Genomic DNA, 16,967 nt, shown 5'->3' on the forward strand with positions numbered 1-16,967 from the left:
GAGACTCAGTCCTCCAGCTCGGCACAGAAGGCGTGCATTTTGTGCAGCTTCCGGGCCAGCACGTCGAAGGTGTCTGGCTTGAGGGACTGGGCTCCGTCGCACAGAGCGTGGGCGGGGTCGTTGTGCACCTCGATTAAAAGTCCGTCCGCTCCGGTGGCCACCGCACCCACGGCAAGGGTGGGCACTAGCCAGCTCTTGCCGGTGGCGTGGCTGGGATCGATGATGATGGGGAGGTGAGAAAGCTTGCGCAGCACGGGGATACAGGCCAAGTCCAGTGTGTTGCGGGTGTATGTCTCAAAGGTGCGCACGCCTCGCTCGCAGAGAATCACGTTTTGGTTGCCGCTGGCCATCACGTATTCGGCGCTCATCAGCCATTCCTCATAGGTGGCGGACATGCCGCGCTTGATCATAATGGGCGTATCAAGCTTTCCAACCTCTTTGAGCAGGTTGAAGTTCTGCATGTTCCGTGCGCCAATCTGAATCACATCCACATCTTTGAACAAAGGAATCTGGGAAATGTCCATCAACTCGGAAACGATGGGCAGGCCTGTCTCCTGCCGGGCAGCTTTTAATATTTCAAGACCGTCCGCGCCAAGGCCCTGAAAAGAGTAGGGTGAGGTGCGGGGTTTGAACGCGCCACCCCGAAGCATGGTGGCTCCGCTGGCCTTCACGGCCCGGGCGATTGCGATGACTTGCTCCTCGCTTTCCACCGAGCAGGGACCGGCCATAATGGTCAGCGTACCGCCGCCGATTTGGGTGTTGCCCACTTTTACCACGGTGTCCTCAGGGTGGAACTTACGGTTGGCGTTTTTGTAAGGCTCCTGCACCCGTTTTACATCCTCTACGATATCCAGCGCGGAGAGCAGGTCGATGTCCAGCCGGGATGTGTCGCCCACCAAGCCCAAAATGGTGTGGGATTCGCCAAGGCTGGTGTGGATAGTGATGCCCTTATCCTGAAGCCAGCTAATAAGATTCTCCAGCTGCTCGCGGTTGGGATTGCTTTTCAGAATGACGATCATGATGGGTTCCTCCTTCAAATTGGTACAAAAAAGACCCGCAGCCGATTAGGCTGCGGGTCGTTTATGTACTGATATGGGTCCGACAATATCAGCCACACACACACTCGTTTTCAGCCCAACCAAAATAAGCCTTACCATAAAAATAGGTAAAGCTAAAGTAGCGGTATTCGGCTGTGAGTGCACGTATAGACATTCATTGTCTCCTTATTCTTACACTTTAAATTATGGAAAGCATACCACGCTCTTGCGAAAAAGAACAGAGGCAAAACCACCAAACAAATACAATAATGTTCCGCGATATTTAGAATATTATTCAAACTTGGGCCGGAACAGGCTGGGGAAGGGTACGCATTTCCGAAATGGGCTGAGGAAGAACGCTGGTCATCAAAAGGGTGGTGGCCTGTGTGATGAAGCGCACGTCCCGGTAAAGGTCCGACTCCCGGTCCATATACTGGCGGTGAAGCTCTTGCAAACAGCCGTTCAGATCGCATCCGGCGGAAAGAGCGGAACCGACGCCCTCCTTGCTCAGATAAGCATACAGATATTCCCGCAACGCGTCCTCATACCGATGATGCTCCAAAAGGGAATCGGGATAATGCTCGTTATGAGGATAGGTAAACGCGTCGGCCAGATAATGAGTGAGCTTTCCCAGCGTGTAATACTGCCAGCAGGTCCAGCTTTTTTCACGGCGCTGAAGCCGGACAATCCGGCGCGCAATATACTGGTCGGAATTTGTATAATTATGTCCGCGCAGCTTGTGACTGCGGATGGAGCCCTTGATATAGGAGAGGGGGTTGCAGTCCGGCTGAAAGGAGCCGAACAGAAAGGCAAGTTCAAAGCGCCTGCGCTGAAATCCATTTCGTGATTCCAGAAGCGTGGAGGCCAGAAGCTTGTGGCTGCGTTTTTGCAAAGAGCACCTCCGATCGGGGGTCTGCGGCAGTGAGCCGTACCCTCTAAAAAGTGACTTTACTATATCACGGTAATTGCGGAAATTGCAAGAGTAAAATTATGAAAAACGTGTAAACAACCAGTATGTAACCAGCAAAACTGTGTCAAAAGATACGAAGCATTGACCCGTGGCGGCGGCGGCCTGTACCGTTTGCCGAAAATGCAGAAGGGGGCAGGGTTTTGTTTGACTTTTTTGCGGACACGGCTGTATGATAAATTCATTGCGATAAAGAACAGAGAGGAAGAGACTATGAAGATTTTAAAGCAGGTGGGTATCTTGTTCGGCCTGTGCTGGGCGGGCGTGCTGATTGAAAAGCTGCTGCCCATCACGTTTCCCGCCAGCGTGATTGCGCTGATACTGTTGCTGACACTGTTGCTGGTGGGAGTGGTGCGGGTGGACCATGTGCAGGAAAAGTCCGATTTTTTGCTGGGGAACCTGCCCTTCTTTTTTATTCCCGTGGCCACGGGCATCATGCAGTATACAGATGTGATTCTTGCAAACGGCGTGGCCTTCGTGGTGATCTGCGTGGTGAGCCTGGTTGCCACCTTTGCCGCCACCGTCTGGGCCGTGACGCTGACCATGAAGCTGATTGACGGGAGGAACGGGAAATGATGGAGTTGACTGCGTCTCCGTTTTTTGGCGTGACGCTGAGTATTGCGGCCTACTGGGTGGGCATGTCCATTCAGAAAAAAGTGAAAAAGGCCTACTGCAATGGGATGCTGATTGCTGTGGCATTAGTGATTCTCACGCTGAAGGTATTTCACATACCCTATGAAAATTACTATGCGGGAGGCAGCCTCATCAATTTGTTTCTGGGGCCTGCCACCGCCTGTCTGGCGGTTTCCATCTACACGAAGAAGGAACTTTTGAAAACATATTGGCTACCGGTTCTGGCGGGGTGCGCAACGGGAGCGGTGACCTCCATTGTCTGCATCTATGGACTATCCCGCCTGTTCGGTCTGAACCGGGAAATGATGATGTCACTGCTGCCCAAGTCCGTCACCATGCCCATTGCCGCGGCTGTGGCCGAGGGGAATGGGGGCTTTATCCCTGTGGCAGCTGCTGCGGTGGTGTTTACCGGGATTCTGGGAAATCTGGTGGCTCCGCTGCTGATCCGGGTGTTCCGCGTGCGCAATCCCATGGCGGCGGGTCTGGGCATCGGTGCGTGCAGCCATGCCGTTGGCACTGCCAAGGCGCTGGAAATTGGCGAGACGGAAGGGGCCATGAGCGGCCTTGCCATCGGCCTTTGCGGATTGATTACATCGCTGCTGTCACTTTTGTTCAGCCTGCTGCCCTGAAGCCGCGCGTCCGAAATGTTGCCCGCCCCAAAACGGCGGATTTGATGAGAAAGCGAGGAATGCTTCATGCCACAGCGCACCGCAGGCATTCTGTTGCCGGTTTTTTCCCTGCCTTCGCCCCACGGTGTGGGCTCTCTGGGTGAGAGTGCCCGGGAATTTGTGCGGTTTCTCCACCGCGCGGGCCAGACTTGGTGGCAGATTCTGCCTGTGGGTCCGGCAGGGAGTGGGGACTCTCCCTATCAAAGCGCCTCTGCTCACGCGGGAAATCCCGCGTTTGTTGATTTGGACCTGCTGGCGGAAAAGGGACTGCTGACGGCAGAGGAATTGGCTTCCGCCGCCCCGGGCGATGGGAAATCGGTGGACTATCCTGCTGTCAATGCAGACCGCCGCCGTCTGCTGCGCTTGGCCTTCTCCCGGGATGGGGCTGAACGGGGAAGGATGGAGGAATTCGCTGCAGGTCAGCCCTGGCTGGAGGACTACGCGGTATATCAGTCCGTAAAGGATGCGCTGGGGGACCTCCCCTGGTATGAGTGGCCCGAGGAGGGCCTGCGCCGCCACGAATCGGCGGCCATCGCTCGATGGAAGGAGGCCCATCGGGAGGACTATGACTATCAAATCTGGGTTCAGCGGGTGTTTTCGGAGCAGTGGAGCGCCCTGAAATCCTTTGCCAATGGGCTGGGAGTAAAAATTCTGGGCGACCTGCCTATTTACGTGTCACTGGACTCCGCTGACGTGTGGGCCGAGCGGGAGCAGTTTTTGCTGAACGAAGAGGGCCACCCTGCCGCGGTGGCGGGGGTTCCTCCCGACTATTTTTCCACCGAAGGTCAGCTGTGGGGCAATCCGTTGTACGACTGGGACCGCATGCGGTCTGACGGCTTCGGCTGGTGGATTCGCCGGGTGGAGCGGGCTGGAGAGCTGTTCGATGCCATCCGAATCGACCATTTTCGGGCGCTGGCAAGCTATTGGGCTGTTCCTGCCGGGGCTGCCTCCGCCAAAGAGGGCCGCTGGGAGCCGGGGCCGGGAATGGCGCTGGTGGGGGTTCTCACAAGCTGGTTTCCGGGGCTTCGCTTTGTGGCCGAGGATTTGGGGCTACTGACCCCGGATGTGGAAAACCTATTGGTGGAATCCGGCCTTCCGGGGATGCGGGTGCTGGAATTTGCCTTTTCCGGGCCGGATAACCGCTATTTGCCCCACAACTGTATCCCCGGCTGCGTCCTCTACACCGGAACCCACGACAACGCGCCTCTGGCTGCGTGGGAGCCTGCAAAAGAAGAGCTGGACTTCGCCAAACGGTATCTGGGTGCAGAGAACCGGGAGGACCTGCGCCACAGGCTTCTGTTGGTGGGGCAAACCAGCGTGGCAGACACCTTTATTGCGCAGATGCAGGACTATCTGGGGGATCCGGGACGGGTCAATGTCCCCGGAACGGAGACGGGAAACTGGTGTTGGCGGCTTGCCTCCGGCGCCGCCACCAATGCGCTTGCGGACGAGATTCGCCAGATGACCGAGGACGCGGGCCGCTGCCTGCCTTGTCGGAGTTGACGGGAAGAAAAAAGCGTGATATGCTGAGACCGTGAACGGAAAGATACGCTCTGACCGTCCACTGGATAGAATCATCTGTTCATCTGAGCGGCAAGGATGCGTTCCAAGCCGGAAGACGGAGGAAAACGCGCGCGGAAATCCGCGCGCTGTCGTTGTGCGTTCTCCCCTCCGTCTTTGGCGGAGGGGATTTTTTGTCTGCAAGAGTAATGTGGATTTCCGCGCTTGAGACAGTGGACAGAGGTCATGCTGGGGACGGATTTTCCCGCAGTCGACCGGATTTATGGGCTTGTCGTGGAGACAAATTTTCCGGACGGGGAATGCTATCTGGAAAAGAATTTCTGGCATTTTTCCGTGCACCGCTTTTAAAGCGGCGCGCACATTGGAAAGGAGTTGGTCTTTTGGACAGCCGCGTGGCGGTGATTGCCATTTTGGTCCGGGACCCGAACTCTGTGGAGGCGCTGAACGGCTTGCTTCACGAATTCGGGGAATATATCGTGGGACGCATGGGCGTCCCCTATTTAAAGCGGGGGGTGAACATCATCTCCGTGGCGGTGGACGCACCCCAGGCAATCACGTCTGCCCTAACGGGGAAAATCGGGAGATTGAAGGGCGTCACCGTCAAAACCGTATACGCACCGGTTGAAGAGCCGGGCAATATTGAATAAAAAGGAGCAAATTCAATGAAACAAACAAAGCTTTTTGGGATGCTACTGTCCGTCGTGCTGGTGCTGGGACTGGCGGCCTGTGGGGAAACGGAGGGGAACTCCGCCGGGTCCTCGGGCGCGGCGTCTTCTCAGACGGCGGAGCCTGCCGCCTATTCCATTGCGGCGCTGAAGGGTCCCACCGCCATGGGTCTTGTGAAGCTGATGAAGGATGCAGAAAACGGCGAAGACCTTGCTAACGACTACACCTTTTCTCTGGCCGCGTCTCCCGATGAAGTGTCGCCTAAGCTGATTCAGGGAGATCTGGACATGGCCTGCGTCCCGGCAAATCTGGCGGCGGTGCTGTATCAAAAGACTGAGGGGCAGATTGTGACCCTGGCGGTAAACACGCTGGGCGTGCTTTATATTGTGGAAAAGGGCAATGCGGTGCAGTCCCTTGACGACTTGAAAGGCATGACCATTGTGTCGGCAGGGAAAGGTGCAAGCCCAGAGCAGGCCCTGCGGTATCTGCTGGATAAAAACGGGGAGAACCTTGATGGCGACATGATTGTCGACTGGAAGTCCGAACACAGCGAAAGCGTGGCGGCGCTGGCCTCCGGCGCGGCGACGGTGGCACTGCTGCCCCAGCCCTTTGTCACCGTGGCCCAGACCAAGATAGAGGGGCTGCGGGTGGCGTTGAACCTGAACGAAGAGTGGAACAAACTGGCGGATGACGGCAGCGGCCTTATCACCGGTGTGATTGTTGCCCGCAAGGATGTGGTGGAGGAAAATCCGGGCGCTGTGAAGGCGTTTTTAAAGGAATACGCGGAGTCTGTTGACTGGGTGAACGAAAATGTTTCCGAAGCGGCGGAACTGATTGGGTCCTACGGCATCGTGGATGCAGCGGTGGCGGAAAAGGCACTGCCCGCCTGCAACATTGTGTGCATTACCGGCGGGGAGATGAAGGAGAAGCTCTCGGGCTATCTTGCCGCCCTGCTGGAGCAGAATCCGCAGTCCGTGGGCGGTGCACTGCCGGAAGATGCGTTTTATTTCGGCGCGTAAGCGCACTGCGAAGACCATAAGCTCGCTCAAGGGACGCGGAGAAGCCCCTGACCGCCCCTTTGAATGGGGCGGCCGGGGGTTGGCCGTGATTTTCTGGCTGGCGGTGTGGCAGGCGGGGGCCATGGCGCTGGGAGAGCGGCTGCTGCTGCCATCCCCTACGGAGGTGCTGGTCTGTCTTGCACGGCTGGTAATCACGGCGGGCTTTTGGCGCTCTATAGGCTGGTCGGCCGCCCGAATTCTGGGCGGATTTGCGTTGGCCTGCGGGCTGGGGACGCTTCTGGCGGGCCTGTCCGCCCGGTTTGGCTTTGTCCGGACGCTGCTGTGGCCTTTTGTCGCGGCGGTGAAAGCGGTGCCAGTGGTGTCCTTCATCATTCTGGCGCTGGTGTGGCTTCCCTCCCGGCAGCTGCCTCTGTTTATCTCCGGGCTGATGGTGTTCCCCACGGTATACCTGAATGTGCTGGAGGGTGTGGACTGCACGGACGAGGCGCTTTTAGAAATGGCAAGGGTATTCCATGTTCCCACATTTCGGAGACTGCGGGATATTTACTTACCGCAGGTTTTGCCGTGGTTTCGCTCCGCCTGCGCGCTGGGGCTGGGACTTTGTTGGAAGTCCGGCGTGGCGGCGGAGGTGATTGGGCTTCCTGCCGGGGCGGTGGGGGAGCGGTTGTATAACGCAAAGGTCTATTTTGAAACACCGGAGCTGTTTGCATGGACCGCTGTGATTGTAACGCTTTCCATGCTGTTTGAGCGGCTGGTGCTTTGGCTCTTGGACAGACTGGACGCAAGGGGGGCGAAGAAATGACGGTGGACATTCGGGACGTATCCAAGTCTTATGGCGGCGTGGAGGTTCTTAAGAGCGTGAACCTGACGTTGACGAACGGCGTCACCTGTCTGTCGGCGCCCTCTGGCGCAGGGAAGACCACGTTGGTGCGGATTCTTCTTGGGTTGGAGCAGCCAGACAACGGCTTTGTCTTGGGACTTGAGGCGGCGAGTCTTGCTGCTGTGTTTCAGGAGGACCGACTGCTAGACCGACTGGACGCGGAAGGAAATCTTCGCTTTGTTCTTGGCAAAGTCTATGACGATAAGCAGGCGGGGGCACTGTTGGAGGAATTGGGACTGAAGGACGCGGGCGGCAAGGCCGTTGGGGAGTATTCCGGCGGCATGAAGCGTCGGCTGGCGCTGGCCCGGGCGCTGAGCGTCCCCTTTGATTTTCTGGCGCTGGACGAACCCTTTACCGGGCTGGACGGGGAAAACCGCAAACGCGCCATTGCCTGCATTCGCCGCCGGACCGCGGGAAAAATGGTGCTGGTGGTGACGCACAATCCCGAAGACGCGGCAGAGCTGGAGGCGAAAATCGTGGGACTGGAGGGAGCCAACCAGATTTTTTGAAGCCGGCTCCCCCTACCATAAGAAAGACGCGCATTGTTGGGAGAAAGACTCTTTCGATGGAAATACAAGTCTGCGCAAAAAGCCGCCCCGCCGTTTATCGGCGGGGCGGCTTTTGCAGTTATCTTTATTTCATCAGAAGGTACATAACCGCCTTGATGGTGTGAAGACGATTTTCCGCTTCGTCAAAGACGATGGACTGGGGGGATTCAAACACGTCGTCGGTGACTTCCATGGCCTCCCGTCCAAACTTTGCGCCGATCTCTTTGCCAATCTTGGTCTTGTGGTCGTGATAGGCGGGGAGGCAGTGCATGAATTTGCACTGAGGCCCGGCATTGTCCATCAAGGCTTGATTGACCTGATAGTTTTCCAATTCCGAAATGCGCTGGGCCCACTTGGCTTCCGGCTCACCCATAGACACCCACACGTCGGTGTAAATTACGTCCGCGCCCTTGGTGGCCTTCATGGGGTCGGATTCCACCTCAATTACCGCGCCGGTTTCGGCGGCAATTTCCTTGGCTTTATCCAGTAGCCACGCCTCGGGTAGATAGTCCTCCCGGGCGCAGAGCACCAGATGCATCCCCATTTTTGCGCATCCAATCAGCATGGAGTTGCCCATGTTGTACCCTGCATCGCCGATGTACACCAGCTTTACCTTTTTCAGGTCCCCAAAGTGTTCCTGAACTGTCAGAAAGTCCGCCAGGATCTGGGTGGGATGGGCCTCGTTGGTCAGCCCATTGAACACGGGGACCCCGGCGTATTTTGCTAGTTCTTCCACCAGCTCCTGTCCAAAGCCGCGATACTCAATGCCGTCATACATCCGGCCCAGAACTCGGGCCGTGTCGGCGATGGACTCTTTGGCTCCGATCTGGGAACCGGAGGGGTCCAGATAGGTGGTGCCCATTCCCAAGTCCCGTGCTGCCACCTCAAAGGCACAGCGGGTGCGGGTGGAGGTCTTCTCAAAAATCAGAGCGACATTTTTTCCCTCTAGATAGCGGTGGGGGATTCCGGCTTTTTTCTTCGCTTTCAAATCGGCGGCGGTGTCCAAAAACTCTTGAATTTCAGAGGGCGTAAAGTCCAACAGCTTTAAAAAATGTGTGTGTCCTTTCACGGTGCATCTTCCTTCCTTTTATTGCGGTGCGGCGCTTAGGACGGAGTGGGCCTTGACAAATGCCTCCACCGCCTGTATCTGCCGGGTGGTTTCTTCTGGGGCAGGTCCGCCGTAACAAGACCGCCGGGACATGCAGGTTTCAAGCTTCAGCGCGTCATACACGTCCTCTTTGAAGAGAGGAGAGACGGCCTTCAGCTCCTCCAGTGTCAGCTCCTCCAGCGTGATGCCTTTTTCGGTGCACCGGGACACGAGCTTGCCTGTGACGGTGTACGCATCCCGGAACGGCATTCCCTGTTTGGTGAGATAGTCGGCGCAATCCGTGGCATTAATGAAGCCTCGGCCTGCCGCTGCCCGCATATTCTCCGGATGGACGACCATGGTGTCCAGCATGGCGGCAAATACCGGAAGGCACAGCTCTACCGTGTCAATGGCGTCAAACACCGGCTCCTTATCCTCTTGCATATCCTTGTTATAGGCCAGAGGCAGGCCCTTCATGGCGGTAAGCAGACCCATCAAATCGCCATACACCCGCCCGGTTTTTCCCCGGACCAGCTCCGCCACGTCGGGGTTTTTCTTCTGGGGCATAATGCTGGATCCGGTGGAATACGCGTCGTCCAGTTCAATAAACTTAAACTCCCAACTGCACCAAAGAATGACCTCCTCAGAAAAGCGGGAGAGGTGCATCATCAAAACAGATAGGGCAGAGAGAAGCTCCAGAGCGTAATCCCTGTCGGAAACGCCGTCCAGGGAGTTACCCATAGGTGCGTCAAAGTCGAGCGCTTTTGCGGTTTGCCAGCGGTCGATGGGGTAGGTAGTGCCCGCCAACGCGCCGGAGCCTAAGGGGCACTCGTTCAGGCGCTGATTGCAGTCTTCCAACCTTGTTACATCCCGGGAGAGCATCGCTGCATAGGCCAGCAGATGGTGGGAAAAACTGATGGGCTGTGCCCGCTGCAAATGGGTGTATCCGGGCATCACTGTGGTTTGGTGCTTTGCGGCCTGCCGCGCCAACACCGACTGCAAATTCAAAAGCTCAGTAATTATGACGGGGATCTCGTGGCGGACGTACATCCGAAAGTCCAGTGCAACTTGATCGTTGCGGCTGCGGGCGGTGTGGAGTCGCTTTCCCGCGTCCCCGATACGGGCGGTGAGCAAAGCCTCCACATTCATGTGGATGTCCTCGTTGTCGGGGGTGAACGCCACCGTCCCGGCCTCGATGTCCGCGAGAATGCCATTCAGACCCTCCGCGATGGCGGCTGCGTCTTCGGAAGAGATTACGCCGCAACTTGCCAGCATCTCCGCGTGGGCAAGGCTTCCGGCAATGTCCTCCCGGTAGAGCCGCTGGTCGAAGTGGATGGACGCGTTAAAGTCGTTGACCAGCGTGTTTGTTTCCTTTCCGAACCGTCCGGACCAGAGCTTCATATAGGTTTCTCCTTAATAGAAATGGGGGGAGGAACAGCTCCCACCCGATTTCTGTGATGTAAGAGGGGTCCGCCGGGCCGGGGAACCGTCCCGGTTGGTCCCGGCGGATATTATCTTTGCCGGGGCAGGCAAAAATAAACAAAGATTTAATCAGCGAAGCGCGGAGGTTACAGCTTATTCCGCTCCCGCAGCGCCTGCACGGTGTCGGGCAGGCCCCAGAGGTTGATAAAGCCCGTGGCGTCGTTTTGGTTGTAGTCACTCTCCTCAAAGGTCACCAAATTCTCGGAATACAGGCTGTGGGGAGAGGTGATTCCGGCGTTGATGATGTTGCCCTTGTAAAGCTTCAGCTTCACCTCGCCGGTGACATATTCTTGAGTCTTGTCGGCAAAGGCGCTGAGGGCCTCCCGCAGGGGGCTGAACCACTTGCCGTTGTATACCAAGTCTGCGAAGTCCACCGCCAGCTTTGTTTTCATGTGGGCGGTGTCTTTATCCACCGTGATGGTTTCCAGCGCCGCATGGGCATGGTAGAGAATTGCACCGCCGGGAGTTTCATACACGCCGCGGTCCTTCATGCCCACCAAACGGTTTTCCACGATATCCAAAAGGCCAATGCCGTTTTTGCCGCCCAGTTCGTTGCACTTGCGCACAATGTCACTGCCCTTCATCTTCGCGCCGTCCACGGAGACGGGAACACCCTTTTCAAATCCGATGGTCAGATAGGTGGGTGCGTCGGGGGCCGCCATGGGACTAACGCTCATTTCCAAAAAGCCCGGCTCATCGTAGTTCGGCTCGCTGGCGGGGTCCTCAAGGTCCAGACCCTCGTGGCTCAAGTGCCAAAGGTTTTTGTCTTTGGAATAGTTGGTTTCTCGGCTAATTTTCAGGGGAACGTTGTGGGCTTCGGCATAGTCGATTTCCTCTTCACGGCCCTTGATGTCCCACTCACGCCAAGGGGCGATGATGGGCATCTCCGGCGCAAATCGCTTGATTGCCAGCTCAAAGCGGACCTGATCGTTGCCCTTGCCAGTGCAGCCGTGGCAGATGGCGTCTGCCTGCTCTTGTTCGGCGATTTCCACCAGCCGCTTTGCGATGATGGGGCGGGCAAAGGCGGTTCCCAACAGATACTGCTCGTAATTGGCCCCCATTTTCATGGACGGGAAAATCACTTCGTCCACCATCACGTCGGTCAAATCCTCGATGTACAGCTTGGAAGCGCCAGTCTTTTTCGCCTTTTCCTCAAGGCCATCCAGTTCGCTGCCCTGCCCCACGTCGGCAGAGACGGCGATGACTTCGGCTCCGTTGTAGTTTTCCTTCAGCCAGGGAATGATGATGGATGTGTCCAGACCGCCGGAATAGGCCAGCACAATTTTTTGGATGCTCTGTTTATCTTTCATGACGGAAATCCCTCCATGCATAATGTAATTCACTTGATGGATTTATTATACGACCACATAGAATAAATATTCAATTGGAACTCTATACAAAAATTTTTATAAAATTACAGCGAATTTTCATATTACATTAAAAATATACATTAATAATTGAATATTCACAGTTAATATGCAAAACAAAATGTGTTTTTATGAAATGGATAAGAAATGCGCGGATACATGGATGTTCCATATATCCGCGCATATAAAGTCGAAAAGCTTGCTGGCTTAATCAAGAGACCGCCATGCCGTTTCCAGCGCAATCTCCATCATCTCGTGGAAAGAGTCCTGCCGCTCCTGCGCGGACAGGGCTTCGCCCGTGAAGATGTGGTCCGAGATGGTGAGAATGGACAGCGCCTGCTTTCCAGCCCGCTGGGCGGTCCAGTAAAGGCCAGCGGTTTCCATTTCCACCGCCAAAATACCAAATTTGCGGTATGCTTCTCCGGCGGCGGTGTTGTCATTGTAAAACTGATCCGCGGTGAACACCTGTCCCACGTCCGCCCGGACGCCCAGCCGCTCTGCTTCCGCCACTGCGTCCTTTAAAAGGGAGAAGCTGGCGGTGGGGGCCAACTGGCCGGGAAAACCATATTGGTCCGCAAAGTGAGAATTGGTGGATGCACCCAGCGCGATCACCACGTCCCGCACATGAACGTTTTCCCCAATGCCCCCAGCGGAACCGATGCGGATGATGGAGTCCACGTCATACATATGATACAGCTCATAGGTATAAAGGCCGATGGAGGGCACGCCCATGCCATGGCCCATCACCGAAAGACGCTTGCCTTTATACTCGCCGGTGTAGCCCAGCATCCCCCGGACCTCGTTGAAGCATGTGGGGTTTTTAAGATAGTGTTCCGCCACGAATTTGGCTCGCAGCGGGTCCCCGGGCATCAGGACTGCCTTTGCAATTTCGCCGGGTCTTGCCTCGTTACAGGCGGATGGGGTGGCCTCAAGGGATTCCTCCTTGTATTTAAATTGCATAATAATCCGATTTGTTGTCAAAAACTACCGAATATAGGAGATTCTTACGCTTTCTGGCGGAAGAGCGCCGCCAGTGATTTTGTGTACGGCGGGCGGCAAATGCCCTGTTCTGTTACGATGGCGGTGATCAATGTGTGGTCCGTCACGTCGAAGGCAGGATTGTAGCACTTCACGTCGGACGGAGCCATGGGTTTTTCGTACCACAGAGAGCGGATTTCTTCCCCGTCCCGCTCTTCAATGGGAATATGGGCGCCGTCGGGGCAGTCCATGTCCACAGTGGAAGTGGGGCCCAGAACGTAGAGAGGAATCCCGTAGTGCTTCGCCAGAATGGCAACGCCCGAGGTGCCGATTTTATTGGCCGTATCCCCGTTGGCCGCTATCCGGTCGCAGCCCACAAGGCAGGCGTTGATCCAGCCGTTTTTCATAACGATGGAGGCCATGCTGTCGCAAATCAGGGTTACGTCTACACCAGCGCGCTGCAATTCATAGCTGGTGAGCCGCGCCCCTTGCAAGAGCGGGCGGGTTTCATCGGAGAATACCCGGAAGTGCATACCTCGCTCCACTCCCAGCAGAATGGGACCCAACCCCGTTCCATACCGGGAAGTGGCAAGGGGACCAGCATTACAGTGGGTCAGAAGACCGTCGCCCTCCTTCAGCAGACTCAGACCAAATTCCGAGATGGCTTTGCACTTGGCAATATCGTCCTGATGAATTTCCACCGCCTTTTCATACAGGACATCAAAAAGCTGCCCGCGAGGGCTGTCCGCGTGTTCCAAGGCGGTATGCAGCATCTGACGGATGGCCCAACTGAGATTCACCGCCGTGGGGCGAGAGGTGTTCAGGTACGCGCCGTAGTCGCTGAGTTTTTTTAGAAATATCTGCTGACCTTCGTCCCGGATGGACTTGGCCAGCACATACATGCAATAGCCCGCGCACACGCCGATGGCGGGTGCGCCCCGGACCTTCAGTGTCCGAATCGCGTCGTACATCTCCTCCGGGGTTTGAAGACGAACCTCCCGTTCCTCGCCGGGAAGCAGGGTTTGATCAAGAATATAAAGAGCTTCCGCCTTACGGTCATAGCGGATATTGGCGGGAACCGCGCCCTGAAACAAAGTGTTCTCCATAGATTAAAAATCTTCCTCCTCTCAAGAAATCCCGGAATAGGCTGGTTTGTAAAACGTCGAAATGCATGGCCTTTGATTACGGCTTCATTGGTTATTACAATGTGTCAGGCAGGTTTTTACTCCGCGTCTCATATTCCCGGCGAAATTCTGCCATCTCCTCCTCGTCCCGATCGTCCAACGCATGGAGACCGCCAAGGCCTTCCATATGATGGGTCAGCTCGTGGGAGAGGGTGGTCCAAAGTTCATCCGCCCAGTCCTCCCGCCCCCAGTTTTCCTTTTTTGCCAGAGCCGCGAATGAGCCGTAATAGAGGTTGATATACTTCCCAAGATAATCCTGACAGTATTCCCCCATGATATACAGCTCACTGTTGGGAATTTCCTCGTCCTTCTTCGTGTCCTCCAGCAAGTTCACGCCGCCGTTGAGTCCCTCGAACAAGACTTTTGGAAATTGCTCCGCGATGTCGTCCAGCAGATCACCCACTTCGTCAAAGGTCAGCAGCTTCATGGAAACATCCCCTTTCGCCGGCGTTTATCCGCCGCCGAATTACGTTGCCTGCTTCATGGAAAGAGAAATACGCTTTTTCTTTTCCTCCACTTCCAGCACAACCACCTTTACCACGTCGCCGACAGACACGGCCTCGGAGGGATGACGGATAAACCGGTCGCAGACCTGAGACACATGAACCAGCCCGTCCTGATGAACGCCGATGTCCACAAATGCGCCAAAGTCGATGACGTTGCGCACCGTGCCGGTGAGGACCATGCCGGGGCGCAGGTCTTTGATGTCCATCACATCCGTTCGCAAAACGGGTTTGGGCAGTTCGTCCCGGGGGTCCCGGCCCGGCTTTTGCAGCTCCGATACCACGTCCCGCAGCGTGGGCACGCCCACGCCGCACTCTGCCGCCGCCTTCTCCTCGCCATAGGTTTTCAAGCGGGCGGGCAAGTCTCCCAGTGCACCGGCGGAAACGTCCGCCAGCGCATAGCCGGTGATCTTGAGTAGTTTTTCTGCGGCGGCGTAGCTCTCGGGATGGACGGCGGTATTGTCCAGCACGTTGGCGCTCTCCGGCACCCGCAAAAAGCCCGCGCACTGCTCAAAGGCCTTGGGTCCCAGCTTTGAAACCTTTAAAATCTGCTTCCGGGCGGTGAACGCACCGTTTTCTTCCCGGTATTTTACCACATTCTTCGCGGTGGAGCCGGTCAGCCCCGCCACATACCCCAGAAGCGACGCGGATGCGGTGTTCACGTCCACGCCCACGGCGTTTACGCAGTCTTCTACCACGGCGCCCAGCGCCTCATCCAGTTGCTTTTGGGGGCAGTCGTGCTGGTATTGACCCACGCCGATGGCCTTGGGGTCGATTTTCACCAGCTCTGCCAGCGGGTCCTGAAGCCGCCGGGCGATGGACACGGCGGAACGGAGATTTACGTCGTACTGGGGAAATTCCTCCGCCGCCAGCTTGGACGCGGAGTACACCGAGGCACCCGCCTCCGAGACAATCATATAGCTGAGGCGGCGACCCATGTCCGAAAGCTTTTGAATCAGCTCCACGGCCATCTGCTCCGTCTCCCGGCTGGCGGTGCCGTTGCCGATGGCGATGTGCTCCACGTCGTGGGTGACGGCCATGCCGGAGAGCTTGGCAATTGCCTCGTTTTTCTGTCGTTCACCGAAGGTGGGGTAGACCACAGCGGTGTCCAGCACCTTGCCGGTTCCATCCACCACTGCTACTTTACAACCATTGCGGTAGCCGGGGTCCAGTCCCATGGTGACTCGACCTTTTACCGGTGGCTGCATCAAAAGGGGCTTTAAGTTCAGGGCAAACTGACCGATGGCTCCCTCGGCGGCCCGGTCGGTAAGCTGTCCGCGAATCTCACGTTCCAACGAGGGGTACAGCAGTCGGTCCCACGCGTCGTCTGCGGCGGCGCGGACAAAGGCGTTTGCGGCGGAGCCGGGGCGCACCACTTGACGGCGCAGCGTCACCAGCGCGGCGTCCCGGTCCAGTTCCAGACCAACCTTCAACATCCCCTCCCGCTCGCCTCGGTTGATGGCCAGAATCTGATGGCCCTGCATCCGGGAGATCCCTTGCGTGAAGTCGTAATACAGGCGATAAACCGTGTCCTCCGTTGTGGCCGCTGTGCTGCGCAGGTTGGCATGACGCAAAAGAAAGCCTCGCAGGACCTTGCGGACCTCCGCGTCATCGCTGATCAGCTCCGCCACAATGTCCGACGCGCCTGCAAGGGCGTCCTCCACCGATTCCACGCCCTTTTCCGCATCAAGATATGCCTTGGCGGCTTCCTGCGGATCGGGGCAGTCCCGCTCCTGCGCGTACAGCAGCAGGGCAAGGGGTTCCAGCCCTTTTTCCTTTGCAATGGTGGCCCGGGTACGGCGCTTTTGCTTATAAGGCCGGTAGAGGTCCTCCACCTCCGCCAAGGTTTTTGCTCTGTTGATGGCGGCGGAGAGCTCCTCCGTCAGCTTGCCCTGCTCTTCGATGGTGGCTTTCACTGTTTCCCGTCGTTCGGCAAGGCCTCGGAGGTAGGTCAGCCGCTCCTCCAGCGTCCGCAACACCGTGTCGTCCATGGCGCCGTGGAGTTCCTTGCGGTAGCGGGCGATGAAGGGGATGGTGTTCCCCTCGTCGATGAGCTTTACCACATTTTCCACATACCGGGGGTCCTGCTTCAGTTCCTCCGCCAAAAGTTGAATGATCTCCATAAAGTGTCCCTTCTCAAATTGTTTTTGCGGGGGCGCCGTGCGCCCTATGGGGATGGTCCGGATGGATGTGCCACCCTGTTCAGGGGCATTTTTCGTAGTTCGCCGGAACAGGCGCTTCTCCGCACGGGGAAGCGCCTGTGATAATAAACTTATTTATGATACAGCTTTCCGCTGCCAAATTTCGGCTCGCAGCTGACCTGAATACCCAGCCGCCGCAAAAGCTGCTCATCCACGGGGGAGAGAATCACGGTGAAATGAGCCTCCGCATCCCGCAGCTTGGGAAGCTGCTGCTGGGCCAACTCCG

At 56.8% G+C, this 16,967-nt stretch carries 17 protein-coding genes; 7 read left to right on the plus strand and 10 right to left on the minus strand.

Annotated features, from left to right (window positions below):
- Positions 1–5 precede the first annotated feature (5 nt).
- Entirely contained in the window at positions 6–1,019 is a 1,014-nt protein-coding gene (gene aroF / locus RT018_RS00355; RefSeq protein WP_312938534.1) for a 3-deoxy-7-phosphoheptulonate synthase, read from the minus strand.
- 313 nt (positions 1,020–1,332) lie between these two features.
- A complete protein-coding gene (locus tag RT018_RS00360; RefSeq protein WP_312938535.1) occupies positions 1,333–1,929 on the minus strand; it encodes a zinc dependent phospholipase C family protein in 597 nt (198 codons plus the stop codon).
- 288 nt (positions 1,930–2,217) lie between these two features.
- Between RT018_RS00360 and RT018_RS00365 the strand changes: the two genes are divergently transcribed.
- From RT018_RS00365 to RT018_RS00395, 7 genes are all read left to right on the plus strand, one after another.
- Positions 2,218–2,580, plus strand: coding sequence for a CidA/LrgA family protein (locus RT018_RS00365; protein WP_312938536.1), 363 nt, complete (start codon positions 2,218–2,220; stop codon positions 2,578–2,580).
- A complete protein-coding gene (locus tag RT018_RS00370; RefSeq protein ID WP_312938537.1) occupies positions 2,577–3,266 on the plus strand; it encodes an LrgB family protein in 690 nt (229 codons plus the stop codon). The genes RT018_RS00365 and RT018_RS00370 overlap by 4 nt, the downstream gene beginning before the upstream one ends.
- Positions 3,267–3,332: 66 nt before the next feature.
- Entirely contained in the window at positions 3,333–4,808 is a 1,476-nt protein-coding gene (gene malQ / locus RT018_RS00375) for a 4-alpha-glucanotransferase (RefSeq protein ID WP_312938538.1), read from the plus strand.
- A gap of 398 nt (positions 4,809–5,206) precedes the next feature.
- Positions 5,207–5,473 carry a TM1266 family iron-only hydrogenase system putative regulator gene (locus tag RT018_RS00380; protein ID WP_312938539.1) on the plus strand — a complete coding sequence of 89 codons (267 nt, stop codon included), beginning with the start codon at positions 5,207–5,209 and terminating at the stop codon, positions 5,471–5,473.
- Between the two features lie 15 nt (positions 5,474–5,488).
- On the plus strand, positions 5,489–6,511 hold the full coding sequence (locus RT018_RS00385; protein WP_312938540.1) for a PhnD/SsuA/transferrin family substrate-binding protein: 1,023 nt from the start codon (positions 5,489–5,491) through the stop codon (positions 6,509–6,511).
- 85 nt (positions 6,512–6,596) lie between these two features.
- Complete coding sequence (locus RT018_RS00390; RefSeq protein WP_397359413.1) at positions 6,597–7,313, plus strand: ABC transporter permease; 717 nt, start codon at positions 6,597–6,599, stop codon at positions 7,311–7,313.
- Positions 7,310–7,900, plus strand: coding sequence for an ABC transporter ATP-binding protein (locus RT018_RS00395; RefSeq protein WP_312938541.1), 591 nt, complete (start codon positions 7,310–7,312; stop codon positions 7,898–7,900). The genes RT018_RS00390 and RT018_RS00395 overlap by 4 nt, the downstream gene beginning before the upstream one ends.
- 124 nt (positions 7,901–8,024) lie before the next feature.
- On the opposite strand, the gene argF is transcribed toward RT018_RS00395, so the two are convergent.
- The 8 genes from argF to RT018_RS00435 all read right to left on the minus strand — a co-directional run bounded on the left by argF (position 8,025) and on the right by RT018_RS00435 (position 16,962).
- Positions 8,025–9,008 carry an ornithine carbamoyltransferase gene (argF, locus tag RT018_RS00400; protein WP_312938542.1) on the minus strand — a complete coding sequence of 328 codons (984 nt, stop codon included), beginning with the start codon at positions 9,006–9,008 and terminating at the stop codon, positions 8,025–8,027.
- A gap of 18 nt (positions 9,009–9,026) precedes the next feature.
- Positions 9,027–10,427 carry an argininosuccinate lyase gene (gene argH, locus RT018_RS00405; protein WP_312938543.1) on the minus strand — a complete coding sequence of 467 codons (1,401 nt, stop codon included), beginning with the start codon at positions 10,425–10,427 and terminating at the stop codon, positions 9,027–9,029.
- A 167-nt stretch (positions 10,428–10,594) separates the two neighbouring features.
- Positions 10,595–11,818: an argininosuccinate synthase gene (locus RT018_RS00410; RefSeq protein WP_312938544.1), complete on the minus strand. Its 1,224-nt coding sequence runs from the start codon at positions 11,816–11,818 to the stop codon at positions 10,595–10,597.
- A 264-nt stretch (positions 11,819–12,082) separates the two neighbouring features.
- Positions 12,083–12,835 carry a purine-nucleoside phosphorylase gene (gene deoD, locus RT018_RS00415; protein WP_312938545.1) on the minus strand — a complete coding sequence of 251 codons (753 nt, stop codon included), beginning with the start codon at positions 12,833–12,835 and terminating at the stop codon, positions 12,083–12,085.
- Between the two features lie 44 nt (positions 12,836–12,879).
- Positions 12,880–13,959: an S-methyl-5-thioribose-1-phosphate isomerase gene (gene mtnA, locus RT018_RS00420; RefSeq protein WP_312938546.1), complete on the minus strand. Its 1,080-nt coding sequence runs from the start codon at positions 13,957–13,959 to the stop codon at positions 12,880–12,882.
- 94 nt (positions 13,960–14,053) lie between these two features.
- A complete protein-coding gene (locus RT018_RS00425) occupies positions 14,054–14,464 on the minus strand; it encodes a metallopeptidase family protein (RefSeq protein ID WP_312938547.1) in 411 nt (136 codons plus the stop codon).
- Positions 14,465–14,503: 39 nt separating this feature from the next.
- Positions 14,504–16,663 (minus strand): Tex family protein, encoded by a 2,160-nt coding sequence (locus tag RT018_RS00430; RefSeq protein WP_312938549.1) that lies wholly within the window; start codon positions 16,661–16,663, stop codon positions 14,504–14,506.
- 149 nt (positions 16,664–16,812) lie between these two features.
- Positions 16,813–16,962: a hypothetical protein gene (locus RT018_RS00435; protein ID WP_397359451.1), complete on the minus strand. Its 150-nt coding sequence runs from the start codon at positions 16,960–16,962 to the stop codon at positions 16,813–16,815.
- Positions 16,963–16,967 lie beyond the last annotated feature (5 nt).

This window comes from Oscillibacter sp. (genome assembly GCF_032060045.1).
Lineage (GTDB): Bacteria > Bacillota > Clostridia > Oscillospirales > Oscillospiraceae > Oscillibacter.

Excerpts from the sequence above, each read along its gene's own strand:
- RT018_RS00425 (WP_312938547.1), bottom strand. The coding sequence starts at position 14,464 with ATGAAGCTGCTGACCTTTGACGAAGTGGGTGATCTGCTGGACGACATC.
- RT018_RS00365 (WP_312938536.1), top strand. The coding sequence starts at position 2,218 with ATGAAGATTTTAAAGCAGGTGGGTATCTTGTTCGGCCTGTGCTGGGCG.
- RT018_RS00395 (WP_312938541.1), top strand. The coding sequence starts at position 7,310 with ATGACGGTGGACATTCGGGACGTATCCAAGTCTTATGGCGGCGTGGAG.
- RT018_RS00385 (WP_312938540.1), top strand. The coding sequence starts at position 5,489 with ATGAAACAAACAAAGCTTTTTGGGATGCTACTGTCCGTCGTGCTGGTG.
- mtnA (WP_312938546.1), bottom strand. The coding sequence starts at position 13,959 with ATGGAGAACACTTTGTTTCAGGGCGCGGTTCCCGCCAATATCCGCTAT.
- deoD (WP_312938545.1), bottom strand. The coding sequence starts at position 12,835 with ATGCAATTTAAATACAAGGAGGAATCCCTTGAGGCCACCCCATCCGCC.
- RT018_RS00430 (WP_312938549.1), bottom strand. The coding sequence starts at position 16,663 with ATGGAGATCATTCAACTTTTGGCGGAGGAACTGAAGCAGGACCCCCGG.
- RT018_RS00410 (WP_312938544.1), bottom strand. The coding sequence starts at position 11,818 with ATGAAAGATAAACAGAGCATCCAAAAAATTGTGCTGGCCTATTCCGGC.
- malQ (WP_312938538.1), top strand. The coding sequence starts at position 3,333 with ATGCCACAGCGCACCGCAGGCATTCTGTTGCCGGTTTTTTCCCTGCCT.
- RT018_RS00370 (WP_312938537.1), top strand. The coding sequence starts at position 2,577 with ATGATGGAGTTGACTGCGTCTCCGTTTTTTGGCGTGACGCTGAGTATT.
- aroF (WP_312938534.1), bottom strand. The coding sequence starts at position 1,019 with ATGATCGTCATTCTGAAAAGCAATCCCAACCGCGAGCAGCTGGAGAAT.
- argH (WP_312938543.1), bottom strand. The coding sequence starts at position 10,427 with ATGAAGCTCTGGTCCGGACGGTTCGGAAAGGAAACAAACACGCTGGTC.